Origin of the sequence: Halolamina sp. C58 (assembly GCF_051195095.1) — an archaeon.
Taxonomy (GTDB): domain Archaea; phylum Halobacteriota; class Halobacteria; order Halobacteriales; family Haloferacaceae; genus Halolamina.
The window spans coordinates 428,275-454,800 of record NZ_JBNTJY010000002.1 but is presented as its reverse complement, the minus strand read 5'-3'; the positions used below and the strand labels follow the sequence as shown (position 1 = coordinate 454,800).

The following is a 26,526-nucleotide window of genomic DNA, read 5'->3' as shown; positions in this document are numbered from 1 at the left end:
CTACGGTGGCGCCACGAGCGGAGGGGATTTGCCGCCGGCCCCCGAACCCCGCTGTATGGACCGCCCCGACCCGGTCGGCCGGGATTCCTACTGGCAGTGGGTGGCGGCGGCGCTGTTCCTGCTGCTCCCGGTGGACCTGTTCACGACGCTGCTCTGTGCGGCGGTCGTCGGTCCGGCGGCGGAGTCGAACCCCTGGATGACGTGGCTGCTCGGCCGCCCGCCGGCGGTGCTCGTCGGCGTCCACCTCGCTGTCGGGGTTACGGCGGTCGCGGGGTTCGCCGCCTACGAGACGCTCTCCCGCCGATCGGAGCGCTTCGGCGCCGTCATGCTCCGGGCGGGACGTGCCTACCTCGTCCTCCTGACGGCTGTCGGTGTTCTCGTCCTCCTCAACAACCTCTCGGTGCTGTTGTTCCGCCGGAGCCTCCTCCCCCCGGTCAGTTGATTACGCCTCCCGCAGCCGCCAGCGGTCGATCAGCAGCGACGCCTCGCCGTCCTCGATCCGGAACTCCACCGGCTCGCGGCGACCGGCCGAGTCGACCGTCTCGTACTGGTACACCGCGTCGGCGTTCCGCCCTTCCTCCTCGTCCGGCTCGGCAGGGAACAGCACGGTCTCGCCGTCCTTCAGCGGGTGGTCGAAGCTCACCCGGAGCGTCGCCCCGTCGCGTTCGACGGTCGCGCGCATCACGCCCTCGTAGGCGCTGTACTCCCCGGTGAGTCGGCGATGGCGCCGGCGCAGGCGGAAGAACGGAACCGACTCTCCCGGATCCTCACCCAGCACCGTCGCGAGCACGCCCTCGCCGACGACGCCCAGCGGGAACGCGGGCGAGGTGTTCGCGGCCAGCGCGACACCGATCCCCTCGTCGGGGAGAAAGCCCTGATACGCCGAGGAGACGGTGATCGACCCCGAGTGGCCCAGCAGCGTCCGATCGCCGAGGAACCCCTCGTCGCGGAACCAGCCGTAGCCGTAGCTTCGGTCGGGGCCGTCCCGCCCCGGGGAGCGCCCGGGCACGTCGACGTGGCCGGCGTGGGCCCGCGCGAGCGTCTCCGCGTCGAGCAGGCGCTCGCCCGCGGCCGCCCCGCCGTTCAGGTGGAGCCGGAGGTAGCGGGCCATCTCCGCCACCGAGGTGAGGATGCCGCCCGTCGCGGCGCCGATGTCGCGTGTGGGCAGCGACGACGCCATCAGCCCCTCGTCGGTCTGGCGGTACTGGGTCATGTGGTCGTCGGCCATCGAGAACTCGTGGTCGTCGAACGTCGAGCGTTCCATCCCCAGCGGCTCGAACACGTGCTCGGTCACGTACTCCTCGAACGGCCTGCCCGTCAGCGACTCGACGGTCTCGCCCAGCAGCGCGTAGCCCGTGTTGCAGTACGCGAAGCGCTCGCCCGGCGGGTCGGTGCGCTCGGCGCCGGCGGCGTCGACGTGGGCGTAGAAGTCCTCGATGTCGCCCAGCGGCACGTTCGGGTCCGGCAGCCGCAGCCGCCGGGCGAGCAGCGTCTCGCTCACGCCCAGCGAGGGGAGGCCGGAGGAGTGGGTCAGCAGGTGGTGCAGCGTCGGCTCCGGCTCCGCGAACTCGACGGGGGTGTACGCGGAGACGGGGTCGTCGAGCTCACAGATCCCGCTCTCGACCAACTGCAGGATCGCGACGCCGGCGAACGACTTGGTGCAGGAGGCGATCCCGTACAGCGTCTCCGGGGTGGCGGGACGGTTCCCCGCGAGGTCGCGGGAGCCGAACCCCTCGGCGAACACGGTGTCGTCGGCGTCGGTGACGGCGACGCTCAGCCCGGGGAGGTTCTCCTCGCGGACGGCCCGGCGGCAGAGCCGGGCGATCTCGCGCTCGGTGTCGGCGTCGATGGACATACCGGCGCTCGGGCGCCCGGCCCGAAGAAGGTGCGGGCGGGTCGTGTTCCCGTAGCTCTTTGCCCCGCCCCGCCGCAGGGCCGCGTATGCCCGAGACCGACGACGACCTGACGACGATGACGTGGGAGGACGCCGAGGACGCCTTCGCCGAAGCCGACGCCGCACTCCTCGGCACGGGGAGCGTCGAACAGCACTCCGTCCACCTGCCCGTCTCGGTGGACACGCTCCGCGCCGAACATCTGACCGAGGAACTGGTCGACGCCGCCGAGGAGCACGACCTGCGGTTCGTCCGCCTCCCGACGATGCCGTACGGGATGAGCGAGCACCACATGAACTTCCCCGGAACGATCACGCTCGATCCGCTGACCTACGAGGACGCGATCGTCGAGATCGGCGCCAGCCTCGCCCGCCACGGCGTCGAGCGGTTCGTGATCGTGAACTGCCACGGCGGCAACCGCGAGCCGCTGTCGAACGCCGCCGACCGCCTCGTCCGGGAGTACGACCTCGCGACCCACTTCGTCCACTGGACGGATTTCGCCCGCGAGCGTCTGCAGGAGGTGTTCGGCGAGGGCTGGGGCCACGCCGGCGACCACGAGACCAGCGTGATCGAGCACTACCGCCCGGATCTGGTGAAGGAGGGGAAGAAACAGCCCCAGCACGCGAAAGAGATGCCCGAAACTGCCAGCTACGGCTACTTCGACCGTGTGACCGAACTGGGCGGGCTGGGCGACCCGACGAACGCGGATCCGGAGGCGGTCGCCGAGGTGATCGACCACGGGACCGAGCAGATTCTGGATGCGTTGAAAGAGGATATCGACGCCGGGTGGTAGATAGACACGGCGTATCGAGATATCCGTTTCCTGCTGGGGCTGTGCGGTGGCGCGAAGCGTCGGCGCCTCCGTGCGCCGACCGAGCGCGAGGGACGAACGAGGCCGAAGGCCGAGTGAGTCGGTTGGGGAGGCGTGTGGGCTGTGCGGGGCGGTGCGGTCGCAAGTGGCCAACGATCGAGTCGCTGTCGCCGTTCGCGGTCGCGGTGCGGTCGATCCAGAGTAGACTCCGCCCGAAAACCTCCGCCGAAGATCTGCTGACACGCTCTCCGACTTCTCAGACGTGCTCCGCCAAGAACGCCGAGATCCGCTCGAACTCCTCGATCAGGTTCTCTCGATCCGTCGTGTGATGGCCTTCGTCCTCGAAGATGCACGTCTCCACCGGGATCCCTCGCGCCTCCACAGCTTCGGCGATCTGTTCGGCCTCGCTCACGGGCACGCGCGGGTCGTTCGCGCCGTGCTGGATGAACAGCGGACACTGGATCTCGTCCACGTCGTGGATCGGCGAGATGCGCTCCAACAGTTCCGGATCGTCCAGACTCCCGTACTCCGCCGCGCGGTGGTCGCGACGCCACTCGCCCGTATTTTCGAGGAACGTCTCGAAGTCCGCGATACCGACGAAGTCGACCGCGGCGGCCCAGAGATCGGGGTACTGCGTGATCGCCGAGAGCACCATGAACCCCCCGTAGGAGCGCCCGTACGCGATCAGGCGGTCGGTGTCCGCCGCGGGCTGGCGTTCGAGCCAGTTCACCGCGTACTCGATGTCCTGCACCGAGTCGAGGCGCTTCTCCTGATCGTCGAGGTGGGTGTACGCCTTCCCGTAGCCCGACGAGCCCCGGACGTTCGGTTCGAGTACGGCGTACCCCTGATTCAGGAAGTACTGCTTGGTCGGGTAGAACCACGGTCGGCGCTGGTGCTCCGGACCGCCGTGGATGTCGACCATCACCGGGACCTGTCCGTCGCTGCCGTCTTCCTCGACGCCCTCGGGGAGCGTCCAGTACGCGGGAATCTCCCGGCCGTCGAACGTCTCGTAGCGGATCGTCTCCGAGCGCAGGAATCGCTCTTCGGGAATCCCGAGCGTGCCGGGTGTGGTCCAGCGCTCCGTCTCTCCCGAGCCACCGTCAGCCACGTACACCGAGTGCGGGTGGTCGTCGGCGCTGAACTCGATCGCCGCGCGCTGGCCGTCGGGGCCGAGTTCCACGCCGGCGACGACGCCCTCGGGGAGGTCCGGTTGGGTGGTGTCGACGATCTCGCTCCCGTCCGCGGCGAGCGCGCCGAGATACGTCTCCGAGTAGCCGTCGACGTTGAGCGTGTACGCCACGCGACCGCTCTCGGCGTCGATCTGGAGGCTGTCGACGTTCCACTCCTCGTGGCCCGGCTCGACCGTTTCGACGCTATCGACGCCCAGATCGCCGCGCTCCTCGGGATCGATCCGGCCGACGTACGCCGTTTCCGCGCCGTAGTCGGTAATCGTGTACAGGTCGCCGTCGGGGCCGAACGCGACGTGGTGGTAGCGCGCCTCCTCGGTGGCGTCGGTCAGGCGCTCGGCGTCGCCGCCCTCGATATCGAGCCAGTAGAGCACCTGATCCGCGCTGGAGTTCGATTCTTGGAGGACGAGCGCGTCGCCGTCGGGGTGCCACGCCGCGACCCCGACGAACCCGCCCGGCCCCTCCCAGACGAGGTTGGCCGATCCCGCGTCGCGGCGCTGGACGTACACGTCGAACGTGTCGCCCTGCCGGCGGTTCGCGGCGAACGCGAACCGGTCGCCCTCCGGCCCCCAGCCGCCCCAGAGGTGTTTGGCCTCGGGGTCGTTCGTGAGTTGGTGCTCCTCGCCCGTGTCGAGGTCGTAGCGGTAGAGCTGGTCGCGCTCGTTGCTCCCTTCGTCCATGCCGAACATGAGCTCCGCGCGAGTGGGCGAGGCGTCGACGAACGAGACGCGCTCGTCGTGAGCGGTCAGGCGCTCGGGGTAGCTGTCGGGTTCGTCGAGGCGGTAGACCTGCGGCGTGCCGGTGGTGTCGGCGAGGTAGGCGAGCGTGTCGTCGGCGGTGAAGGTCGGGGTGTCGGTGCTGTCGATGCCGAGGTAGCGGGTGATGGAGTAGGTCATGGGGACGTGTGGTGTGGGGTCCGGGAAAGGGGTTCGGGCGGGGGCTGTGTGTGCCGCAATTCTGTAACCTGACCTGTGTCTCTGTGGGCGGATTTTTGGCTATTCCTCGGTGGTTCGGTATCGGGGACTGATCGTTCTGGATCAGCAACACCGTGAAAGCCCCTGCCCGCTCGGCTCGCGCGGCTCGCTGCGCTCCTCGCTTCGCTGTCGTTCGAGAGAGCGAAGCTCTCTCGTGATGACGAGAGACGCCAAAGGCGTCTCTCGAACCACGGTGCTTGCGTCGCCGTGCTTCGCCGAGCGGGCAGCCCCTTTCAGTCCCACCCAACCGCACAGCCCACACTGCTCACGGCTCACTTCGTTCGCCGCTCGCTATCGAGGCGGTTTACCTCGCCTGCGGCGAGTTTTTCCCGCCTCGCTTCCTCCCCAGCCGACTCACTCGCTCACTCCGTTCGCTCGTTCGTCCTCCGAGGGAGCAAAGCTCCCTCGTGCCCTCGCTCGTTTCACTCGCGAGGACCTCGCGCTCGGCTCGCGCACGGAGGCGCGACCGCTTCGCGCCACCGCACATCCATCTCGGAACGAGAGAACCCCACCAGTTCGGCCGCAACGGCGGGATTTATCGCCCCCCGGTCCCCACCGCATCCCCGTGAGCGACGACGCCCGCGTCGACATGACCACCGGCGCGATCACGCCCAAACTGTTCGCGCTGGCGTGGCCGCTCGTGCTGGGCAACCTCGTCCAGACCGCCTACAACCTCGCGGACATGTTCTGGGTCGGGCGCGTCAACGCCGAGGCCGTGGCGGCGGTGTCGCTGATGTTCCCCACCTCGTGGATGTTCGTCTCGGTTGCGATGGGGATCACCGCCGCCGCCGTCGCGCTCGTGTCGCAGTACGTCGGCGCCGGCGAGCAGCGCAAGGCCGACCACGCGGTCGGGCAGACCGTGCTGCTGACTGTCGCCGTCGGCCTCGCGCTCGCGGCGATCGGCTTCACGATCCGCTATCCGCTCGTGAGCCTGATCGGCGCGCAGGGGCAGGTGTTCGACTACTCGCTCGCGTACCTCGAACCCATCCTCGCGGCGATCCCGTTCACGTTCCTCTTCTTCGCGTTCCGTGCGGTGCTGCGCGCCGCGGGCGACGTGCGGACCGCGATGTGGCTGGTCGTGCTCTCGGCGGGCGTGAACGTGATCCTCGACCCGTTCCTGATCCTCGGCTGGACGCTCGTCGAGGGCGCGCCGATCGTCGGCACGATCTCCTTCCCCGCGATGGGCGTCCGCGGTGCGGGGATCGCGACGCTGCTCTCCCGCGTGCTCGCCGCGGTGGTCGGGCTCGCGGTCCTGCTCCACGGCGGCTGGGGCGTCCGGCTCAGGATTCCGGACCTGAAACCGGACCGCGAGGTGCTGACGGATCTGGTCCGTATCGGCGCGCCCGGCACCGGCGACGGGCTCGCACGCTCGTTCGCGGCGGTCTTTTTCGCCGCGCTGGTCGCGCGGTTCGGCCCCATCGCGACCGCCGCCTACGGGATCGGCATCCGGCTGATGTCGGTCTCGTGGACCGTCTCCGGCGCGGTCGGGCAGGCCACCGCGACGGGCGTCGGGCAGAACCTCGGCGCCGACACGCCCGAGCGCGCCGAGGAGGTGACGTGGAAGGCGACCGCGGCGACGATGGTGTTCCTGTTCGCGGCGGGCGCGCTGGCGTTCGCTTACCCCGCGACCGCGATCGACCTGTTCGTCGACGAGCAGGCCGTGATCGACGCCGGCGTCGAACTCCTGCGGATCATCGCGCCGTTCTGGGCGTTCATGGGCGGGCTGATGGTGATCCAGGGGGGGTTCCGCGGCGCCGGGCAGACCACGCAGGCGATGGCGCTCTCGCTGGCCTCGCGCTGGGCGTTCCGCATCCCGGTCGCGTGGCTGCTGGCGTACTACCTCGCGTGGGACGCCGCCGGGCTCTGGTGGGCGATGGCGTTCTCGGGCGTCGTCACGTTCGTCGTCGGCGCCGCGTGGTTCAATCTCGGGCGCTGGCAGGAGGGCGTCGTCGACACGGGGCCGGAGATCGACGTGGGCGAGCCGAGCGACGCCGAGGCGGTCGCGGGCGAGGACAGCGGCTCGCCGGCACGAGGAGCCGGAGAGGACTGACGGGCTCGCCGGCACGAGGAGCCGGCGAGGACTGAGTGCGAGGGTCGTCGTGGCACTTTTCCCCGCTCCGTCACGACCGCCCCCGCATGCGCCCTCCAACGCGACGCGAACTCACGGTGCTGCTCGCGCTGCTCCTGATCGCGGTGCCGATCTGGGCACCGCCGCTCTCCGTGACCGGTCCGACGTACCAGTACCAGGTCGCGACGCTCTCCACGCAGGACGGAAAGCTGGCCGTCGAGAACGCCGAAGGGAGCTACCTCGACGGCGTCGAGGGGATCGACTGCTTCCACCGCTCGTTCGACTTCCCGCGGCGGTGTTTCTACGACGGCGGCGCGCTCGACGGCAACGTCACCGGCGTGAACCCCAACATCGTCGGCGTCTCGGGGCCGGCGGCCGGCGAGCAGCTCGCCCTGACGGGCAGCGACGAGTACGTGATGCTCGGCGACGAGATCTACCGCCGCTCGACGACGTTCGTCGACGCCAACGAGTCCGTCGGGACGACGGTGAAACTCGGCGTCAAGCGCGTCGACCCGCTGACGGCGCTCGAGGACGTGGCACGCGAGGAGGAGCACGTCTCCGAGACCGCCAAGCGGGCGGTCCGGCAGGGGTCGATCCGGACCGACGAACCGATCGCGGACGCCGACGAGGTACTGCTGGTCGACGGTGATTACTACGTCGTGTACGAACGAGCGCAGTCGAGACCGTACCCGGCACAGCCGGGCGTGGAACGCTTCTTCGAGGCGGTCGCCGTCGTCGCGGGCGGGTGGCTGCTGCTCCGGGACTGAGCTACTCGAGGCGCTCCCGCAGCAGCTGATTCACCTGCCCGGGGTCGGCGGAGCCGCCGGTCTTCCCCATCACCTGCCCGACGAGGAAGTTCAGCGCGCCCTCGTCGCCGGACTCGTAGTCGTCGACGGCGCCGGGGTTCTCCTCGATCGCTTCGTCGACCGCCTGCTCGACCTCGCCGCCGCTGGCCTTCCCGAGGTCCTCGGCCTCGATGATCTCGTCGGGGTGCTCGCCCTCGTCGAGCATTCGTCGCAGGACGACCTCCTCGGCGTTCTTCGCGGTGAGTTCGTCCTCCGCCACGAGGCGGATCACGTGCTCGATCTCGTCGAGGCGGCCCGTGATGTCGGCGATCTCCATGTCGCGGTAGTTCAGCTCCCCGAGGAGGTTGTCCGCGACCCACGTCGCCGCGAGGTCGGGCTCGAACTCCTCGGCGAGCTGTTCGTACAGGTCGGCGACGGATTTCCGGGAGGTGAGCTTCGAGGCGGCCTCCTCGCTCAGCCCGTACTCCTCGCGGAAGCGCTCGCGGCGGTCGTCCGGCAGTTCGGGGATCGGGATGCGCTCCTTCCAGTCCGACACTTGGAGGGGGGGAAGGTCGGCCTCGCGGAAGTAGCGGTAGTCCTTCTCCTCTTCCTTCGAGCGCATCGAGACGGTGACCCCGCGGCTCTCGTCCCAGTGGCGGGTCTCCTGCTCGACCTCGCGGCCGCGCTTGACCGCGTTCTTCTGCCGGGTGATCTCGTAGGCCAGCGCCTGCTCGGCGCCCTTGTGGCTGGAGATGTTCTTGACCTCGGTCCGGTTGGCGTTGCCGAGGGCGTCCTCGCCGATTTCGTTCTCCTCGTCGATCGCGTCGGCCGGGACCAGCGAGATGTTGGCGTCGACGCGCAGGCTCCCGTCGCGGTTGGCGTCGAACACGCCCAGGTACTCGAGTACCTCCTCCAGCTTCGCGAGGAACGCCCGGGTCTCGGCGGGGGAGCGGAAGTCCGGCCGCGTGACGATCTCCATCAACGGCGTGCCCGCGCGGTTGTAGTTGACGAGCGTGTAGTCGGCGGTGTCGATGTTGCCGCCCTCGTGCTGGATGCTGCCGGGGTCCTCTTCGAGGTGGGCGCGGCGGACGCTGATCGCCCGGCGCTCGCCCTCGACGCTGACCTCCAGCTCGCCGTCGGCACAGATCGGCGCGTCGTACTGTGTGAGCTGGAACCCCTTCGGGAGGTCGGGGTAGAAGTAGTTCTTCCGGTGGAACGTCGTCTCCGCGGGGATGTCGGCGTCGAGCGCCTTCCCGATCTTGACCGCCGACTCGACCGCGGCCTCGTTGAGCACGGGCAGCGCGCCCGGCAGCCCCAGACAGACGGGGCAGGTGCGGCTGTTGGGCTCCTCGTCGTCGGCGGCGTCGGTCGAGCAGTTACAGAAGATCTTGGTGTCGGTCTCCAGTTGGACGTGGACCTCCAGCCCGATGACGGCCGCGAGCTCCCGGTCCGCGAGCGCCTGACTCATTACTGGGAAGTTCTTCAGGTTCGTGGTTAAGCGTGTCGGGAAGCGGGCGTCACCGCGCGTACGGGCGCCCGCGGCGGCGGGGCACCGCCTCCCGCGTGGCAGGGTCCCGTTCGCCGTTCAGTACACCAGTTCGCCGGAGATGAACTTCCGGGTGCGCTCGTCGCTGGGGTTCTCGAAGATGGTCTCCGCTGGGCCGATCTCGGTGAACCCGTCGCCCAGTAACACGCCGACGCGGTCGGCGACCCGCTCGGCTTGATGCATGTCGTGGGTCGCGATCACGACGCCGATCCCGCGGTCGCGGGCCTCGCCGATCGCGTCCTCGATCAGCCCGGTGTTCCGGGGGTCGAGGTCGGAGGTCGGCTCGTCGAGCAGGAGGTAGTCCGGCTCGTACGCGAGCGCCCGCGCGAACGAGACTCGCTGGGCCTCGCCCCCCGAGAGCGAGTCCGCCTTCTGGTCGAGCTTCTCGCGCAGCCCGACGATCTCGAGGGCGTCCTCGACGGGCTCGGGCGGCTCGGTGGCGCCGACGAGTGACCGGAACTGCTGGCGGACGCGTTCGTCCCAACTCTGCCGGACCCGCAGCCCGTACTCGACGTTCCGGGCGACGGTCGCGTCGAACAGGCTGGCCTCTTGGAACACCATCCCGACACGCCGCCGGAGCGCTAGCCGCTGTTCCTCGTCGACCGCCCACACCGCCTCGCCGTCGAACTCGACCCGCCCGTCGACGGGTTCGAGAAACAGCGCGAGAATTCGCAGCAGCGTGGTCTTCCCGACGCCGGAGGGGCCGATGACGGCGGTCACGTCGCCCGGCTCGACTTCCAGCGCCACGTCGCCGACGACCTGCTCTTCGCCGTAGCTGTGGGAGACGTCGTCGAGCCGGATCATCGGTTCACCGCCTCCGTGTCGCCGAGCCGGACCACGATCCCGTTGACGAGCAACACCAGCGTCACCAGCACCGCGCCGAGCACGAGTGCGGTGTCGTACTGCCCCTGTCGGGCCTCCAGTTGGATCGCGGTCGTCAGCGTCCGCGTCTGGGAGATGCCGTCGGCGCTGGTGATGTTCCCGCCGACGATGAGCACCGACCCCACCTCGCTGATCGCGCGGCCGAACCCCGCGAGCACCGCGGTCGCGATCCCGTAGCGGGCCTCCTTGATCACCACGAGCGCGGTGTCGAGGCGGGTCCCACCGAGCGCGCGGGCGGCGTCCCGAACGTTGTCGTCGACGCCGGTCAACGCCGCGAGGCTGATCGCGGTGATCGGCGGCGTCGCGAGCACGAACTGGGACATGATCATCGCCTCCTTCGTGAAGATCAGGTCAAGCGGCCCGAGCGGCCCCTGATTGGAGACGGTGAACAGCACGACCAGTCCGACCACGACGCTGGGAAAGCCCATCCCGGTGTTGATGATCGACTTCACGAACTGCTTGCCCGGGAAGTCGGTAAAGCCCATCACCAGCGCCACGGGGATGCTGACCAGCGTGCTCAGGGCGACCGCGGTACAGCTCACGTACAGCGAGACGTAGATGATGCTCCGGACGTACCCCTGTTGAAACGGGGATTCGATAAACAGCGGGAGCAGCGCGACCGGATCGAGCGGCACGGCTACTGGCTCGAAGAGTTGCTACTCCAACCTTCCGGAACGTACTGCTGGAAGTCGGGATCCTCCGACAGCGCGCGGGGGAAGAACAGCTGCTCCCCGTTCATCGTGTAGTTCGAGATGGCGTCCTGGGCGGCCGGACTGGTGATCCAGCCGATGTACGCCATCGCGAGGTCGTAGTTGGCGTTCTCGTGGACCGCGGGGTTGACCGCCATGACCCCGTAGGGGTTCGAGAGGCTCTCCGGCCCGCCCTCGATCGGCCCCTGAACGAGGATCGTGAGGTCGATCTCCGAGCGCTGGGAGATGAACGTGCCGCGGTCCGAGAGCGTGTAGGCGCCCTGCTGGTTCGCGTTGTTGAGCGCCTCGCCCATCCCGGCGCCGATCTCCTGGTACCAGTCGCCGCCGGGTTCGACACCCGCGGCCTCCCACAGATTGAGTTCCTTCGTGTGGGTGCCGGAGTTGTCACCGCGGGAGACGAACGTCGCCTGCTCCTCGGCGATGGTGGCGAGCGCCTCGGTCGCGGAGTCCATCCCCTCGATCCCGGCGGGGTCGCTCTCCGGCCCGACGATCACGAAGTCGTTGAACATCAGGTCCCGGCGGTTGATCCCGTAGCCGTTGCGCATGAACTCGTCTTCGAGCCCCCGCGCGTGGACCATCACGATGTCCGAGTCGCCGTTGCGGGCAGTCTCCAGCGCCGCACCGGTCCCCTGTGCGACGGCGTCGACGGTGACGCCGTACATCTCCTCGAACTCGGGGTGGATCGCGTCGAGCAGCCCCGTGTCGTACGTGCTCGTCGTCGTCGTCAGCGTCAGCGTCTCGCCGGTGACGCCGGCGCCGCCCTCCGAGCCCGATCCGGTCAGCTGTGTGCAGCCGGCGGTGCTCGCGATCGCCGCGAGGCCGACTCCCTGTAGGAACTTCCGTCGTTGCATCGTACCCGGCATAACGACGGTGGGGGCAAAAACGTTCGCTTCCCGGAGTAATCGCTGGCAGTTACCCTCCCGGGTATTCCTCGGGAGCGTAACCCATCGCAATTACGCGGCCGCCCGTCCCGGCTCTGTCGACGGATCGGTACTGTCGGCCATGCTGGGTCACGGGTCGACGATAAGCGGGCCGCGGATCGTCGATCCGTCAACCAGCCACCGGCGTCCAGGACCGGAGTGAGAACGTCTATAAAGCGCGTGGTCGAACCCCCGGGCGACTACTGATGCCACTCGATCCAGTTCGTCCGGCAGGCCGTCCGTCCGTGGGGTGGTCGCCGTGACCGAGTCACGGTTGCTCGTCCCGGTCGACGAGTCGGCGAGCCTCCGGAACACGGTCGCCTACGCCGTCGAGGAAGCGCTCGCCCGCGCCGACGAGGCGGGGTCGCCGCCGGCGATCCACTTCGTCTACCCGCTCCCGGAGAAGATCACGTTCCGCTCGGGGTCGCCGCGGATCGACACCGCCCGGACGCTGCTCGACCGCGTGGCGTCGTGGGCCGAGGAGGACGCCGAGGGGGCGGACGTGACGATCGAGACGGCGCTCGTGGCCACCCACGAGTACCTCTCGACCCCCAACGACTACGCCGACGTGCTCGTGCGCTACGCCAACGAGCACGACCTCGGGCTGGCGGTGTTCGACCCGCGGTACGACCCGATCGGCTCGACGCCGCTGCTCCCCTCGCTGGAGGCGGAGGTCCGGCAGGCCGGCCTCGCAGTCGAGGAGGCGCCCCGGAACGTCGAGACCCCCTCCCAGCCGCTGGTCCGCCGGGGGACGCTCACGCAGTTCTTCGCGCTGTTCGCGGCGTCGTTCGCGTTCTACCTCCTGCTCGCGGGCTCGGTGGCGCCCTTCGAGCTCGCAACCGGCGCCATCAGCGCGGGGATCGTCGCCGTCGCGCTGTGGCGCGTCTCGCTCACCTCGCCGATCGACCCGAGTCAGACCGTCGGCCGGCTGGCGCGGTTCGCGCTGTACGTCCCGTTCCTGCTCTGGGAGATCGTGAAAGCGAACTTCGAGATCGCGTACATCGTGCTCCACCCCGACCTGCCGATCGACCCCGAGCTGGTGGAGTTCGACGCCGCTGTCTGGTCGGCGCTGCCGGTGACGACGCTCGCCAACAGCATCACGCTCACGCCCGGCACGCTGACCGTCGACGTCGAGCGCCAGCACATGGTCATCCACACGCTGACGGGGAGCGCGCGCGAAGCACTGTTCGCGGGGACGCTCGAACGGGCGGTCCGGTTCGTGTTCTACGGCCGCGCGGCCGCCCGGATTCCGAGCCCGTTCGAGCGCCGACAGCAGGAGGAGAACGAATGATCGAGCAGGTCCTGCTGGGGGCGGCGACGGTGTTCGTCCTCGTCTCGCTGGTGGGGATCTACCGCGCGATCGCCGGGCCGACGATGCCCGACCGCGTGATCGCGATCAACTTCATCGGCTCGAACGTCGTGATCGTGATCGCGCTGATCGCCGCCGCCATCGGCGAGCCCGGGGCGCTCGACATCGCGCTCGTGTACGCCCTGCTGAACTTCCTGCTCAGCATCGCCATCTCGAAGTTCCAGGTCGAGCGCGGGGGTGTGCTATGACGCCCCGCGAGATCGCCGTGCTGGTGCTCGTGATCGGCGGCGCGTTCTTCGCGATCGTCGCCGCCGTCGGGCTGCTGCGGCTGCCCGACGTGTACGCGCGGGCTCACAGCACCTCCAAGAGCGAGACCCTCGGCGCCGTGCTCTCGCTGGGCGCGGTCGCGGTCACCTACGGGATCGGCTTCGACACGCTGAAAGTCGTCCTGCTGCTGCTCTTTATGTTCATCACGAACCCCACTGCGGCCCACGCCATCACCCGGGCGGCGAACGAACTCGGAATCGAACCCTGGACGGGTGAGGAGGACGAACCATGACGCCGTTCGAGATCGCCCTGCTCGCGCTGGTCGTCGGCGCCGCGGTCGCGACGGCGGCGCTGCGCAGCGTCCTGAGTTCGGTCGTCGCCTTCGGCGCGTACAGCCTCGGCATCGCGATCGTCTGGGTGTTCCTCCGTGCCCCCGACGTGGGGCTGACGGAGGCCGCGGTCGGTGCCGGCGTGATGACCGTCCTGTTCCTGCTCACGATCGTGAAGACGGAACACCCCGACACGGAGCGGACGTTCGAACGGCTCGACCTCCGGGCCGCCGGCGTGGCGGCCGCGCTCGTGTTGGTGCTGTCGACGACGCTGTTCGCCCTGCCCGCGGTGGGCGACGCGAACTCGGCAGTGTCCGACGACGACGTGACCGAGTACTACCTCGACAACGCGTACGAGGAGACCGAGGTGAAAAACGCCGTGACGGCCGTGCTCGCGGCGTACCGTGGCTTCGACACGATGGGCGAGGCCGCGGTGGTGTACTCCGCGGGCGTCGGACTGCTCGTGGTGCTCGACAGGGGGGTGTTCGGCTGATGGGGCAGCAAGAACCCGGCACGCCCGACACCGAGGCGCCGACCGACCGGGGCGGCCCGTACGTCGGCAGCCCGATCATCATGGCCACCGTCCGCGTCGTGATGCCGTTCGTGTTCACGTTCGGGCTGTTCGTGATGTTCCACGGCGCCGACTCCTCCGGCGGCGGCTTCCAAGGCGGCGTCATCGTCGGCACCGTCGTCCTGATGCTCGGGATCGCGTTCGGGATCGAGGCCACCCGGGAGTGGATCGGGAGCCGGCTCCCGGTCGCGCTGATCGGCGTGGGCATACTCGCGTTCCTGTTCACCGGGATCGGGAGCGTGCTGCTCGGCGCCGGGTTCCTCGAGTACTCGGTGTACCACGACCTCGGGATCCCCCACGCGACGAAGTACGGGATCGAGTTCGTCGAGCTCGGGATCGGCGTGATCGTCGCCGGCATCGTCACCGGCCTGTTCTTCGCCATCGCGGCGGGGTTCGACGGGGGTGAGTCGGCGTGATCGACCTGCTCGCGACGCGGGGGTACTTCCTCGCCGCGTTCGTGCTGATGGGTATCGGTACGTACGTGCTGATCGGCAGCGACAACCTCGTCAAGAAGGTGATCGGCATGAACGTGTTCCAGACGGGGATCTTCCTGTTCTTCGTCGCGTCGGCGTTCGTCACGGGGGCGAGCCCGCCGCTGCTGTCGGCGGCGGCGCCGTACGTCAGCCCGCTCCCGCACGTGCTGATCCTGACCGCCATCGTCGTTGGGGTCAGCCTCACGGCGGTGGCGCTGGGGCTGATCGTCCGCATCTACGACGAGTACGGCTCGCTCCGGGAGAGCGAGATCCGGGAGGTGAGCCTCGATGAGTGATCTCCCCGCGCTGCTGGTGGCGCTCCCGCTGCTGGGGTCGGTGCTCGCGTTCCTCGCCGGCCTGTTCCGGTCGGAGTCCGGCTGGCCGGTCGCGCTGGTGACGACGGCGGTGCAGGTCGTCGGCGCGGCCGTGCTCGCCTCGCGGGCGTTCGACTCGACGGTCAGCTACGTCGTCGGCGGCTTCGAGGCGCCGTTCGGCATCGAGCTGTACATCGACGGCCTCTCGGCGACGATGGCGCTGCTGGTCGCGGTGGTCTCCTTCGGCGTGCTCGCGTACGCCCGCCGGGCCGGCCCGCGGAGCAACGCGTTCTACGCCGTCTACCTCCTGCTCGTCGCCGGGCTGACCGGGATGAGCATCACCGGCGACGTGTTCAACATGTACGTGTTCCTCGAGATCACGGGGCTGGCGGCGTACGCGCTGGTCGCCAGCGGCGAGGGCGGGCGCTCGGCCCGCGCCGCGCTGAAGTACCTCATCGTGGGCACGATCGGCGCGAGCCTGTTCCTGCTCGGGATCGGCTACGCGTTCATCGCGACGGGGACGCTCAACATGGCCGACCTCTCTCAGCAGCTCGCGGCGGTCGGCTACGACGCGACGCTGGTGCAGGCGGCGTTCGGGCTGCTTGTCGTCGGCCTGTTCGTCAAGGTCGCGGTGTTCCCGCTGCACGCGTGGCAGCCCGACGCCTACGCCGGCTCGCCGGACTCGGTGAGCGCGCTGATCTCGGCGCTCGTCTCGACGGTCGCCGCCTACGCGCTGATCCGGATCGTCTACACGGTGTTCACCGTCGAGTTCCTGCAGGCCAACCCCGCGGCCCGCTCGCTGCTGGTCGCCGCCGCGATGGTCAGCATCGTCGTCGGGAGCGTGCTCGCGGTGTCCCAGACCGACATCAAGCGGATGCTCGCGTACTCCTCGATGTCGCAGTTCGGGCTCGTGGTCGGGGCCGTCGCCGTCGCGAACGAGACGGCGCTGATCGGCGCGACGATCCACCTCGTGGGCCACGCGATCATGAAGGGCGGCCTGTTCCTGACCGCCGGCGTGATCGCGACCGCAACGGGCGCCCGGACGGTCGACGAGTACTCGGGGCTGATCCAGCGGCTCCCGCTCGGCGCGGGCGCGTTCGGCGTGCTCGCGCTGGGGATGGTCGGCGTCCCGCCGGCGGTCGGCTTCGTCGGCAAGTGGTACGTCGCGCTGGGCGCCGTCGAGGCGTCGGCGTGGCCGCTCGCGGTCGTGATCCTCGCGAGCACGCTGCTGACGCTGGCGTACTTCGCGCGCATCCTCGAACGGATGTTCTTCCGTGACAGCGAGGAGCCACGCTCCTCGGCCCCCGACGGCGCCGACCTGTCGCGCCCCTCGATCGGCATGACCGCCACCGTCGTCGTCGCGGCGCTGGCCGCGATCGGCCTCGGGATGCTCGCATTCGAGTACGGACAGCTCCTCGAACCGACGGTTCAGGCACTCCTCTCATGACCGAGATAGCTTCACTCAGACCCCTCGCAGCGGTGCTCGTGCCGGCAGTCGCCATCGTCCCCATCCTCGCCTCGGGGGGGCGGCAGAACGTCCGGGAGACGTGGACGTTGCTCGCGGCGCTGTCGGCGCTCGGGATCGTCGCCAGCATGGTGCCGGGCGTACTCGCCGGCGACACGTACGTCAGCACCGTCGGCACGCTCGTCCCCGGCGTCGAGTTCGCGGTGCAGGCCGACGCGCTGGGCGTGCTGTTCGGCCTGCTCGCGAGCCTGCTCTGGCTGGTCACCAGCTTCTACAGTATCGGCTACATGCGCGGACTGGACGAACACGACCAGACGCGCTACTTCGCGGCCTTCGCGGGCAGCGTCGCCGCCGCGATCGGCGTCGCGTTCGCGTCGAACCTGCTCGTGCTGTTCGTGTTCTACGAACTGCTCACGGTCGCGACCTACCCCCTCGTCAGCCACGACGAGACCGACGAGGCCCGCGCGGCCGGCCGGAAGTACCTCACCTACACGTTCGGCGGCGGCGTCGCGGTGCTCGCTGGCTCGGTGCTGGTCTACCTGCTCGCCGGGACGACCGCGTTCGCGCCGGGCGGGATCGAGGCGCTCGCGGGCAGCGATCCGACGCTCGCCCGCGCGGCGTTCGGCCTGCTGATCCTCGGCTTCGGCGTGAAGGCGGCGCTGATGCCGCTGCACTCCTGGCTGCCCGACGCGATGGTCGCGCCGACGCCCGTCTCCGGCCTGCTCCACGCGGTGGCGGTCGTGAAGTCCGGCGTGTTCGGGATCGCTCGCGTGATTCTCGAAGTGTTCGGCCCCGAGACGGTCGCGGACCTCGGGATGGGGATCCCGCTGGCCGCGGTCGCGGCGTTCACGCTCACCGTCGCGAGCGTGATCGCGCTCCGGCAGGACAACCTCAAGCGCCGGCTGGCGTTCTCGACGGTGAGCCAGCTCTCCTACATCGTGCTCGGGCTGGCGGTCGGCGCCGTGCTCGCGCCCGGCCGCGCCTCGGCGTACGCGCTCGCCGGCGGGCTGCTGCACATCCCCGCCCACGCGTTCATGAAGCTCACCCTGTTCTTCTGTGCGGGCGCGATCCACGTCGAGACCCACACCGACGACATCAGCGACATGGCGGGGATCGGCGAGCGGATGCCGCTCACGATGGCCGCCTTCGGGATCGCGTCGCTCGGGATGGCGGGCATCCCGCTGCTCGCCGGCTTCGTGAGCAAGTACTTCCTGCTGATCGGCACCGTCTCCGGCGGCCAGCTCGTGTTCACCGCCGCGCTGCTGGTCTCGGGCATCCTCAACATCGCGTACTTCTGGCCGGTCGTCTACGCCGCCTTCTTCGAGTCGAAGGGCGAGAGTGACGACAAACCGCTGCTCGAACACGTCCTCGGCGGTCGATTCGCCGAGGACGAGCTCGCGACCGACGGCGGCCACGCCGAGGACGGGCAGACCGACGAGGAACACACCGACGGCGCCGATGCCGCCGACGGTGAACACGACGAACACGGGTTCGCCGACGACCACGAGGGTGACCACGGCCACGGACCTCCCAGCGAGTGGGAGTCCCGCGGCTGGTTCGGCGGCGAGTCGACGTGGTTCATGCTCGGCCCGATCCTGTTCGCCGCGACGGGCTCGATCGTGCTCGGGGTCGTCCCCGACACGGCGGTGTTCCTCCGGATCGTCAGGCTGATCGTCGCGGCCACCACGGGGGTGAACGTCTGATGGAGCCGTTCGTCCCGCCGTTCGTTCCGGTGCTCGTCGCTGCGCTGCTCCTGCCGTTGCTCGGCCGGCGGCTCGGCCACGCGGTCGCGGGCCTGCTCACGGGTGCGGTCGTCCCGTACGTCTGGCTGGTCGACTCGGGCGCCCACTTCGGGAACGTCGACCTGTTCGGCTTCGAGACGGTGATCTTCAACGTCGACCCGTTCTCGACGCTGATGGGGCTGATCTTCGCGTTCATCGGCGCGGTCGGTGTCGCGTACTCCTACTACAGCGACGCCGAGAACGTCCAGACCGCGTTCGCGCTCTCCTACGTCGCGAGCAGTCTGGGGGCCGTCTTCGGCGGCGACTGGCTCACGCTGATCTTCTTCTGGGAGCTGATGGCCGTCACCAGCACGCTGCTGGTGTGGCACTACGGCGGGAAAGCGGTGCGTGCGGGGTTCCGCTACGCGCTGCTCCACGGCGTCGGCGGCACGCTGTTCCTCGGCGCGGTGATCTGGCACTTCGCCGAGACGGGCACGTTCCTGTTCGCGAGCGTGCCCGGCGGGCCCGAGACGGCGGGCCTCGCGGGCCCCGTCGCCCCCGTCCTCGCGGCGCTAGGTGTCGGCGTCAACGTCGGCTTCGTCGGCCTGCACGCGTGGCTGCCCGACACGTACCCGCGCCCGCACGTCGCGGCCAGCGTGTTCCTCTGCGTGTACACGACGAAGACCGGCGTCTACGGCATGTACCGCGTGTTCCCGCAGGACGGCAACGTCGCGGTCGCGTACATGGGTGGGATCATGGCGGTCTTCGGCGCGACGATGGCGCTGTTCCAGAACGACATGCGCCGGCTGCTCTCCTACCACATCCAGTCGCAGGTCGGCTACATGGTCGCCGGCGTCGGGATCGGCGGCGCACTGGCTCAGTCCGGCGCGTTCGCCCACGTGTTCAACCACATCCTCTACAAGGGGCTGCTGTTCATGACCGCGGGCGTGGTGATCTACCGCACCGGCGAGGAGAGCCTGAAGAAGCTCGGCGGCCTCGCCCGCGAGATGCCGATCACCGCCGGCGCGTTCACCGTCGCCGCGCTGTCGATCGCGGGCTTCCCCGGCTTCAACGGGTTCGTGAGCAAGGGGATCGTCATCTCGGCGAGCCACTACGCGTTCGAGAAGGGGCCGATCCACGTCGGCGACTTCTACACGCTCGAACTCCTCCTCCTGCTCGGCGGCGTCGGCACGTTCATGTCGTTCATCAAGTTCGGCTACTACGCGTTCTTCCACGGCGAGTACGACGGCAGCGTGAAGGACGCCAACCGCGGGCAGGCGGTCGCGATGGTGCTCGTCGCGGCGCTGTGTGTGTTCTTCGGGCTCTCCGACGGCTCGCTGTTCAGCCTGCTACCGTTCGACGTGACCGACGGCGACGTGGTCGCCCACGCCTACCACACGTACACGATCCCCCACCTGATCGAGGGGGCCGCGCTCGCGGTGCTCGGCCTCGTGGGCTTCGCGCTCGTGAAAAAGCCCCTCTCCGGGCTGGGTCGGGTGCCCGACGTGGACAAGCTCTACAACCCCGCGACGTTCTACGGCGCGCGCTACCTCGTGGTGGGCGTCACCGAACTGTACGCCCGCGTCGACGACGCCGCGGTCGCGTTCGCGAAGGCGTCGGTCCGGGCGGCGAAAGACCCCGACGCCGCCATCGCCCGGGTGGCGGGTCGGGAGTCCGTGGAGACGAAAGCCGGGATCGACCGGAGCCTGCTGCTCGTGCTCGGGGTGCTGGTGGCGGCGCTGGCGGTGCTGTTGGTGTAGCCGGGGTCGATCCCTCTCCCCGGCTACACCGCCCCGCCGGCGGCGTGTTCGTTCGGCGCTGCCAGCCGGCTATACTGTCGGAAGAAGCTGTTAAATAGTCTGGCAGGTTCTACTCCGGTAGAGAAACTAGTGGCCGCAATTACTCCCTTCGAACTCGTCCTCATCACTATCGCCGTCGCCTTCGGGACGATCTGGACCGCCGTCAACTTCTACCACCTCTACCCGTACCTCCAGTACTTCGTCGTCGCCAAACTCTTCGGGAGCGATCCGGACGTCTACACGCGGCTCCCCGAGGACACCGACCGGACTGATCTCCCGAGCATCGACGTCCTCGTCCCTGCGTACGAGGAGGGCAACGTCATCGACCAAGCGATCGGCTCCATCCGTCGGGCGAACTACCCGACGGAACTGCTCAGGATCCACGTCCTCGTCGAGCCCGACGACGAGGACACGCGGGCGGCGCTGGCGTCGTTAGCCGATGAGTACCAGTTCCAGGAGGTCGCGATCCCGGCTCGCTACGAGGAGATCGTCGTCCCCGAGATGTACCCGGGGATGCCGAACAAACCACGGGCCCTGAACTACGGCTTCGACGTGAGCGACGGCGACGTCGTGGGCGTCATCGACGCGGAGGACGTCGTCGACCCCGACCTGTTCCTGACCGTCGCGAACGCGCTCTCGACGGAGGGGTACGACTACCTCCAGGGCAAACTCGACATGGTGAACGAGGGCGACGGGTGGAAGAACCTCCTGTTCCGTGCGGAGTACGCGTTCTGGTTCCGGCTGCTCGTCCCCAGCTTCTTCTACGTCGGTTACCCCGTTCCCCTCGGCGGCACGACCAACTTCTTCAAACGGGAGACGCTCGAGCGCGCCAGCGAGATACGGGTCGAGGAGTACGGGAGCCCCTGGACCGAGGAACAGCAGGCGTGGTTCGCGGAGCACGGCCTGTCGGGGAGCGTCCCGTGGGACCCCCGGAACGTCACCGAGGACTTCGAGCTCGGCATCCTCCTCTGGAAGGAGGGGTTCGAGATGGCGCTGATCGACTCCGTCACGCGCGAGGAGTCCCCGCTCTCGGTGAACGGCTGGATCAGACAGCGCACCCGCTGGCAGAAGGGGAAGCTGTACACGTTCCTCCAGTACCTCGACTACCCACCCGCGGATCGGGCGGCGAAGTTCCACGGCTACTTCCAGTCGTTCCTCCCCCACCTCGCGCCGATCAACATCGTCGGGATCGTCGTGCTGACGATGATCGCCAACTCCCTGGACTACGACGCCCCGCTGGTCGTGTGGCTCGTCCTCACCCTCGGACTGGTGTTCCTCGTCGAGATGTTCGTGTTCCACGCGTGGGGGTACTGGCGCGTCACGGAGCGGCGCTCGCCCGTCCGGGAACTGCTCACGGTCGTCGTCCTCGTGACGCTGTTCGCGTACTGGCTGTTGCTCTGGGGTGCCGAAATACGGGCGATCCGCCAGCTGTACGCGAACCAGCTCCACTGGGAGAAGACGGATCACCACGGACGAAACAGATCGGACGAGGTGTGACAGAAATCCCCTTCGCTGGCTCTCTGTCTCTCGTGATCGGAGTGCTGGCGGTGCTGTCGGTGTAAGCGGTCGCGCTGCGGTCCGCTTCCTCGTTCTCTCACACCGGGCGGTCCCGGCGATCAGTCGGCCGCCTGCCCGCCGTCGACGGGCAGCGTGTGGCCCGTCACGTACGAGGCGTCCTCGGAGCAGAGGAACGCGACCGCGCCGGCGATCTCCTCGGGGCCGGCGATCCGGTCCATCGGCACCTCCCGCATCGCCGAGGTGTCGTAGTCGGCCCGCAGGGTCCGGATCGCGGTCTTCACGAGCTCGATGGCGGTCCGAACCCGGTCCAGCAGCGACGAGCCGCCCGGCCCGCCGAGCAGCCCGGACTGGATGTTCGTCTTCGTCGGGCCCGGGGCGACGGCGTTCACGCGGACGCCGCGTTTGGCGTACTCCAGCGCGACCGACTTCGTCAGGCCGACCACGCCGTGCTTGCTCGCGGAGTAGCTGGAGAGCCCGCCCATCCCGACCAGCCCGGCCTCGGACGCGGTGTTGACGATGGCGCCGCCGCCGTCTTCGACCATCACGGGGAGCTCCGCCTTCATGCACGTCCAGACGCCCTTGAGGTTGATGTCGACGATGCGGTCCCACTGGGCCTCCTCGATCCCGGTCGTCTCGACGAAGCCGGTCAGGATGCCGGCGTTGTTGTGCGCGATGTCGAGACTGCCGTACGTCTCGACCGCCACGTCGACCATCCTCTCGACCGAGGCGGTGTCGGAGACGTCGACCTCGACGAACGTCGCCTCGCCGCCGGCGCGCTCGATCAGGTCGACCGTCTCCCGGCCGCCGTCGACGTCGATGTCCGCGACGACGACGTCGGCGCCCTCCTCGGCCAGCCGCAGCGCCGAGGCCCGACCGATCCCCGACGAGGCTCCCGTGACTACTGCCGTCTGTCCGCCGAACCGTTCCATGTAGCTGACTAATCGTTCGTTCAGCATAGCCCTTCCCCCTCTGCGATCGGTGGTGGGGGCGAGAGGATATCCGTTCGATAGCGCGGTATGCGATTTATCAATCGCCAAATCCCCGTCCGTGGCTTTATACAGGTGGCCTCGGTAATCCGCCCATGAGCAACCGAGGCGAGGATCTCGAGTCGCAGATCGCCGAGCTACAGGCAGCGGTCGACGGGCTGACGGAGGAGCTGGTGGAGACCAAAGAGCGCGTCCGGCAGCTCGAGGAGACGACCGATTCCCTCGAAGCCGACGACAGCGAGCCCGAGGGACAGACGACCGCCGAACAGCAGGCGCAGGCTCGCGGCGCCGAGCGTCGCGACGCCGAGTTCGTCGCCGAGGGGGACGACGGCGCCGACGAGGCCGCCGCCGAGGGGGAGGAGGAATCCGACGACGACGACGGCGACGACATCATCGTCGCCTGAGGCCGTATGCACATTCAGGAACTCGTTCTGGACGACTTCAAGAGCTTCGGGCGCGAGACCCACATCCCGTTCTACGAGGACTTCACCGTCATCACCGGCCCGAACGGCTCGGGGAAGTCCAACATCATCGACGGGGTGCTGTTCGCGCTGGGGCTCGCGCGAACGCGGGGGATCCGCGCGGAGAAGCTCACCGACCTGATCTACAACCCCGGCGGCGAGGGGAGCGACACCGACGGCCCGCGGGAGGCGTCGGTGACGGTCGTGCTGGACAACTCCGACGGCACCCTCAGCCGCTCACAGGTGACCGCCGCCGCCGGCAGCGAGAACGTCGGCGACGTGGACGAGATCACCGTCAAGCGCCGGGTGAAGGAGACCGAGGACAACTACTACTCCTACTACTACCTCAACGGCCGCTCGACGAACCTCTCGGACATCCAGGACCTGCTCGCGCAGGCCGGGATCACCCCGGAGGGGTACAACGTCGTGATGCAGGGCGACGTGACCGAGATCATCAACATGACCCCCTACCAGCGCCGGGGGATCATCGACGAGATCGCGGGCGTCGCGGAGTTCGACGCGAAGAAAGAGTCCGCCCGCGAGGAGCTGGAGGTCGTCGAGGAGCGCATCGACGAGGCCGAGCTCCGGATCGAGGAGAAGGAGTCGCGGCTGGAGCAGCTGGCCGACGAGCGCGAGACCGCCCTCGAGTACCAGGAGCTCCGCGAGGAGCGCGAGGAGTACGAGGGGTACCTCCGGGCGGCCGAACTGGAGGACAAGCGCGAGGACCTCGAACAGACCGAAACGAAGATCGAGAACGCGGAGGCGAAGCTCGCCGAGAAGCAGGCCGAACTCGACGAGGCAGAGGGGAAGCTGAGCCGGCTGGAGGACGAACTCGACGAGCTCGACAGCGAGATCGAGCGCACCGGCGAGGACGAGCAGCTCCGGGTCAAAAGCGAGATCGAGGAGGTCAAAGGCGAGATCGCCCGGCTCGAGGACCGCATCGAGGCCAGCCGAGAGCGGATCGAGGAGGCCGAGTCCGAACGCCGCAGCGCGTTCGTCGACATCGACCGGAAGGAGGAGGAGATCGAGGAGCTCGACGACGAGATCCGCGATCTGAAAGTCGAGAAGGCGAACGTCAAAAGCGACATCGTCTCGAAGGAGAGCGACCTGCAGGAGGTCGAGGAAGAGATCGAGAACGTCGACACCGCGTTCGACGAGCTCAAGGCCGAACTCGAACGCGAGAAGGAGGCGCTGGAGGCGCTGCGCGAGGAGAAAAACGAGAAGCAGCGCGAGAAGGACCGCCTGCTCGACGAGGCCCGGCGGCGCTCCAACCGCGTCAGCGACCGCGAGGACGAACTGCAGGAGGTCCGCGACTCGCTGCCCGACCTCCGGGCCCGCGTGTCGAACCTCCGCTCGGAGCTCGACAAGGCGGAGAAGAACGAGTCCACCGCGGAGTCGATGGTCGAGGAGCTCAAGGGGCGCAAGCAGGAGCTCAACGGCGACATCTCCGAGGTGGACGAGGAGCTCCGCGAGCTCCGCAACGAGTACGCCGAGCTCGAAGCCAAAGCGAGCGACAGCGGCGACACGTCGTGGCCTCGCGCCGTCACGGCGATCAAGAACGCCGGGAAGCGGGGCGTCCACGGCCCCGTGGGCGAGCTCGCCTCGGTCCCGCGTGAGTACGCGGAGGCGTGTGAGACCGCCGCGGGCGGTCGGCTCGCGAACGTCGTCGTCGACGACGACGGCGTCGGTTCGGACTGCATCGACTACCTGAAGTCCCGGAACGCGGGGCGGGCGACGTTCCTCCCGATGACGGAGATGGACGACCGCAGCCTCCCTCGCGAGCCGAACGACCCCGGCGTCGTCGGCTTCGCCCGCGAACTGGTCGACTACGACGACCGCTATTCGGGCATCTTCTCCTACGTCCTCGGCTCCACGCTGGTCGTCGAGGACATGGAGACCGCCCGCCACTTCATGGGCGACTTCCGGATGGTGACCCTCGACGGCGACCTCGTCGAGAAGTCGGGCGCCATGACCGGCGGCTCCGGCGGCGGCTCGCGCTACTCGTTCTCGAAGTCCGGCGGCGGTCGGCTGGAGCGGCTGGCCGAGCAGATCCACGACCTCGAAGAGGAGCGCCAGTCGATCCAGGACGACCTCGACGAGGTGGAGGCCGACCTCACGGACGCCCGCGAGCGCAAGAGCGCCGCGGCCGAGAAGGTCCGCGAGATCGAGACCGACGTGGAGGACGCCGAGGAGGACGTCGAGGAGGCCGAACAGCGCATCGAGGAGATCGAGGACGAGCTCGCCGACCTCCGCGAGGAACGGGAGGCAGTCGACGAGCAGATGACCGAGCTCGACGGGGAGATCGCCGACCTCGACGAGCGCATCGCGGCCGCCGAGGACTCGATCGCGGAGATCGAGGCCGAGATGGCCGACTCGAAGATTCCCGAGCTCTCCGCCCGGGCCGAGGAGATCCGCGAGGAGATCGAGGAGCTGGAGGACCGCAGCGACGATCTCGACGCCGAACTGAGCGACCGGCGCCGCGAGAAGGAGTACGCCGAGGAGTCGCTCGAAGACCTCCACGACACCGTCGAGGATGCCCAGAACCGCAAGGCCGAACTCGAGGACGACATCGAGGAGTTCCAAGGGCAGATCGAGGAGAAGGAGGACGTTCTCGAGGAGAAACACGAGAAGGTCGCCGAACTCGAGGAGCAGCTCGCCGAGCTCAAAGAGGAGCGCGAGGCGCTCAAAGCCGACGTGCGCGAGGCCCGAAGCGAGCGGAACGACCGGAAGGACGAGGTCGACCGCGTCGAGAACCGGCTCGACTCGCTCAAGCGCAGCGCGGTCGCGCTGAGCGAGGAGATCTCCGAGCTCGAGAGTCAGGTCGGCGAGTACGACGCCGACGAGATCCCGCCCCACGACGAGGTCGAGGCGGAGATCGAGCGACTGAGCGAGGCGATGGCGGAGTTAGAGCCGGTGAACATGCTCGCGATCGACGAGTACGACGAGGTCGAGTCCGATCTCGACGAGCTCCGCGAGCAGCGCGAGGTGCTCGTCGAGGAGCGCGACGGGATCGAGGAGCGCATCGCCGGCTTCGAACAGCAGAAGAAACAGACGTTCATGGACGCGTTCGAGGCCATCGACGAGCAGTTCCAGCGCATCTTCTCGCGGCTCTCCGACGGGACGGGCGAGCTGGTGCTCGAGGACCCCGAGAACCCCTTCGAGGAGGGGTTGACGATGAAGGCCCAGCCCGCGGACAAGCCCGTCCAGCGGCTGGACGCGATGAGCGGCGGGGAGAAGTCGCTGACGGCGCTCGCCTTTATCTTCGCGATCCAGCGGCACAACCCTGCGCCGTTCTACGCGCTGGACGAGATCGACGCGTTCCTCGACGCGGTCAACGCCGAGCGCGTCGGCGAGATGGTCGACGACCTCGCGGGCGACGCGCAGTTCGTCGTCGTCAGCCACCGCTCGGCGCTGCTGGACCGCTCCGAGCGCGCGATCGGCGTCACGATGCAGGAGAACAACGTCTCGGCAGTGACGGGGATCGACCTCGCCGACGGCGAGAGCCCGGAGGCGGAGGTGGCGACCGATGACGACTGAC

23 protein-coding genes are annotated in these 26,526 nt (G+C 68.8%); 16 read left to right on the top strand and 7 right to left on the bottom strand.

From position 1 onward, the window contains the following. Positions 1-55: 55 nt before the first annotated feature. Positions 56-442, top strand: a complete 387-nt coding sequence (locus ACQUSM_RS12905) for a hypothetical protein (protein ID WP_435119179.1) — start codon at positions 56-58, stop codon at positions 440-442. Here the strand turns inward: ACQUSM_RS12905 and ACQUSM_RS12900 are convergent, their stop codons facing one another. Next, the gene (locus tag ACQUSM_RS12900) at positions 443-1,855 is read right to left on the bottom strand and encodes a serine hydrolase (RefSeq protein ID WP_435119177.1); all 1,413 of its coding nucleotides are present in this window, start codon (positions 1,853-1,855) and stop codon (positions 443-445) included. An 86-nt stretch (positions 1,856-1,941) separates the two neighbouring features. Here ACQUSM_RS12900 and ACQUSM_RS12895 point away from each other — a divergent pair, with 86 nt between their 5' ends. Further along, positions 1,942-2,685: a creatininase family protein gene (locus ACQUSM_RS12895; protein ID WP_435119176.1), complete on the top strand. Its 744-nt coding sequence runs from the start codon at positions 1,942-1,944 to the stop codon at positions 2,683-2,685. Between the two features lie 274 nt (positions 2,686-2,959). Here ACQUSM_RS12895 and ACQUSM_RS12890 read toward each other — a convergent pair whose 3' ends face one another. Next, positions 2,960-4,786 (bottom strand): S9 family peptidase, encoded by a 1,827-nt coding sequence (locus tag ACQUSM_RS12890; RefSeq protein ID WP_435119173.1) that lies wholly within the window; start codon positions 4,784-4,786, stop codon positions 2,960-2,962. A 643-nt stretch (positions 4,787-5,429) separates the two neighbouring features. On the opposite strand from ACQUSM_RS12890, the gene ACQUSM_RS12885 reads away from it, so the two are divergent. After that, positions 5,430-6,914: an MATE family efflux transporter gene (locus ACQUSM_RS12885; RefSeq protein WP_435119171.1), complete on the top strand. Its 1,485-nt coding sequence runs from the start codon at positions 5,430-5,432 to the stop codon at positions 6,912-6,914. Between the two features lie 86 nt (positions 6,915-7,000). Beyond that, positions 7,001-7,699, top strand: coding sequence for a hypothetical protein (locus ACQUSM_RS12880; RefSeq protein ID WP_435119169.1), 699 nt, complete (start codon positions 7,001-7,003; stop codon positions 7,697-7,699). A 1-nt stretch (position 7,700) separates the two neighbouring features. On the opposite strand, the gene gatB is transcribed toward ACQUSM_RS12880, so the two are convergent. The 4 genes from gatB to ACQUSM_RS12860 all read right to left on the bottom strand — a co-directional run bounded on the left by gatB (position 7,701) and on the right by ACQUSM_RS12860 (position 11,718). Beyond that, positions 7,701-9,185, bottom strand: coding sequence for an Asp-tRNA(Asn)/Glu-tRNA(Gln) amidotransferase subunit GatB (gene gatB, locus ACQUSM_RS12875; protein WP_435119167.1), 1,485 nt, complete (start codon positions 9,183-9,185; stop codon positions 7,701-7,703). A gap of 117 nt (positions 9,186-9,302) precedes the next feature. Beyond that, positions 9,303-10,067: an amino acid ABC transporter ATP-binding protein gene (locus ACQUSM_RS12870; protein ID WP_435119166.1), complete on the bottom strand. Its 765-nt coding sequence runs from the start codon at positions 10,065-10,067 to the stop codon at positions 9,303-9,305. Beyond that, positions 10,064-10,780 carry an ABC transporter permease gene (locus ACQUSM_RS12865; protein ID WP_435119164.1) on the bottom strand — a complete coding sequence of 239 codons (717 nt, stop codon included), beginning with the start codon at positions 10,778-10,780 and terminating at the stop codon, positions 10,064-10,066. Before ACQUSM_RS12865 ends, ACQUSM_RS12870 begins: the two co-directional genes overlap by 4 nt. 2 nt (positions 10,781-10,782) lie before the next feature. Further along, positions 10,783-11,718, bottom strand: a complete 936-nt coding sequence (locus ACQUSM_RS12860) for a substrate-binding domain-containing protein (RefSeq protein ID WP_435119162.1) — start codon at positions 11,716-11,718, stop codon at positions 10,783-10,785. A gap of 316 nt (positions 11,719-12,034) precedes the next feature. Here ACQUSM_RS12860 and ACQUSM_RS12855 point away from each other — a divergent pair, with 316 nt between their 5' ends. The 10 genes from ACQUSM_RS12855 to ACQUSM_RS12810 all read left to right on the top strand — a co-directional run bounded on the left by ACQUSM_RS12855 (position 12,035) and on the right by ACQUSM_RS12810 (position 21,520). Beyond that, a complete protein-coding gene (locus ACQUSM_RS12855) occupies positions 12,035-13,066 on the top strand; it encodes a monovalent cation/H+ antiporter subunit E (RefSeq protein ID WP_435119160.1) in 1,032 nt (343 codons plus the stop codon). After that, positions 13,063-13,332: a monovalent cation/H+ antiporter complex subunit F gene (locus ACQUSM_RS12850; RefSeq protein WP_435119159.1), complete on the top strand. Its 270-nt coding sequence runs from the start codon at positions 13,063-13,065 to the stop codon at positions 13,330-13,332. The genes ACQUSM_RS12855 and ACQUSM_RS12850 overlap by 4 nt, the downstream gene beginning before the upstream one ends. Then, positions 13,329-13,643, top strand: a complete 315-nt coding sequence (gene mnhG / locus ACQUSM_RS12845; protein ID WP_435119157.1) for a monovalent cation/H(+) antiporter subunit G — start codon at positions 13,329-13,331, stop codon at positions 13,641-13,643. Before ACQUSM_RS12850 ends, mnhG begins: the two co-directional genes overlap by 4 nt. Further along, a complete protein-coding gene (locus ACQUSM_RS12840) occupies positions 13,640-14,173 on the top strand; it encodes a DUF4040 domain-containing protein (RefSeq protein WP_435119156.1) in 534 nt (177 codons plus the stop codon). The genes mnhG and ACQUSM_RS12840 overlap by 4 nt, the downstream gene beginning before the upstream one ends. Continuing rightward, positions 14,173-14,667 carry an MnhB domain-containing protein gene (locus tag ACQUSM_RS12835; protein WP_435119155.1) on the top strand — a complete coding sequence of 165 codons (495 nt, stop codon included), beginning with the start codon at positions 14,173-14,175 and terminating at the stop codon, positions 14,665-14,667. Before ACQUSM_RS12840 ends, ACQUSM_RS12835 begins: the two co-directional genes overlap by 1 nt. Next, positions 14,664-15,020: a cation:proton antiporter subunit C gene (locus tag ACQUSM_RS12830; RefSeq protein WP_435119153.1), complete on the top strand. Its 357-nt coding sequence runs from the start codon at positions 14,664-14,666 to the stop codon at positions 15,018-15,020. The genes ACQUSM_RS12835 and ACQUSM_RS12830 overlap by 4 nt, the downstream gene beginning before the upstream one ends. Next, a complete protein-coding gene (locus ACQUSM_RS12825; RefSeq protein WP_435119151.1) occupies positions 15,013-16,485 on the top strand; it encodes a monovalent cation/H+ antiporter subunit D family protein in 1,473 nt (490 codons plus the stop codon). The genes ACQUSM_RS12830 and ACQUSM_RS12825 overlap by 8 nt, the downstream gene beginning before the upstream one ends. Further along, positions 16,482-18,206, top strand: coding sequence for a proton-conducting transporter transmembrane domain-containing protein (locus tag ACQUSM_RS12820; protein ID WP_435119149.1), 1,725 nt, complete (start codon positions 16,482-16,484; stop codon positions 18,204-18,206). The genes ACQUSM_RS12825 and ACQUSM_RS12820 overlap by 4 nt, the downstream gene beginning before the upstream one ends. After that, positions 18,206-19,984, top strand: a complete 1,779-nt coding sequence (locus ACQUSM_RS12815; protein WP_435119147.1) for a Na(+)/H(+) antiporter subunit D — start codon at positions 18,206-18,208, stop codon at positions 19,982-19,984. Before ACQUSM_RS12820 ends, ACQUSM_RS12815 begins: the two co-directional genes overlap by 1 nt. A 129-nt stretch (positions 19,985-20,113) precedes the next feature. Further along, on the top strand, positions 20,114-21,520 hold the full coding sequence (locus ACQUSM_RS12810; RefSeq protein WP_435119145.1) for a glycosyltransferase: 1,407 nt from the start codon (positions 20,114-20,116) through the stop codon (positions 21,518-21,520). A 119-nt stretch (positions 21,521-21,639) separates the two neighbouring features. On the opposite strand, the gene ACQUSM_RS12805 is transcribed toward ACQUSM_RS12810, so the two are convergent. Beyond that, a complete protein-coding gene (locus tag ACQUSM_RS12805) occupies positions 21,640-22,470 on the bottom strand; it encodes an SDR family NAD(P)-dependent oxidoreductase (protein ID WP_435119144.1) in 831 nt (276 codons plus the stop codon). Positions 22,471-22,622: 152 nt separating this feature from the next. On the opposite strand from ACQUSM_RS12805, the gene ACQUSM_RS12800 reads away from it, so the two are divergent. After that, positions 22,623-22,931, top strand: a complete 309-nt coding sequence (locus ACQUSM_RS12800; RefSeq protein ID WP_435119142.1) for a DUF7518 family protein — start codon at positions 22,623-22,625, stop codon at positions 22,929-22,931. A gap of 6 nt (positions 22,932-22,937) precedes the next feature. Then, on the top strand, positions 22,938-26,525 hold the full coding sequence (gene smc, locus ACQUSM_RS12795) for a chromosome segregation protein SMC (RefSeq protein ID WP_435119140.1): 3,588 nt from the start codon (positions 22,938-22,940) through the stop codon (positions 26,523-26,525). The last annotated feature ends 1 nt before the right edge of the window (position 26,526 follow it).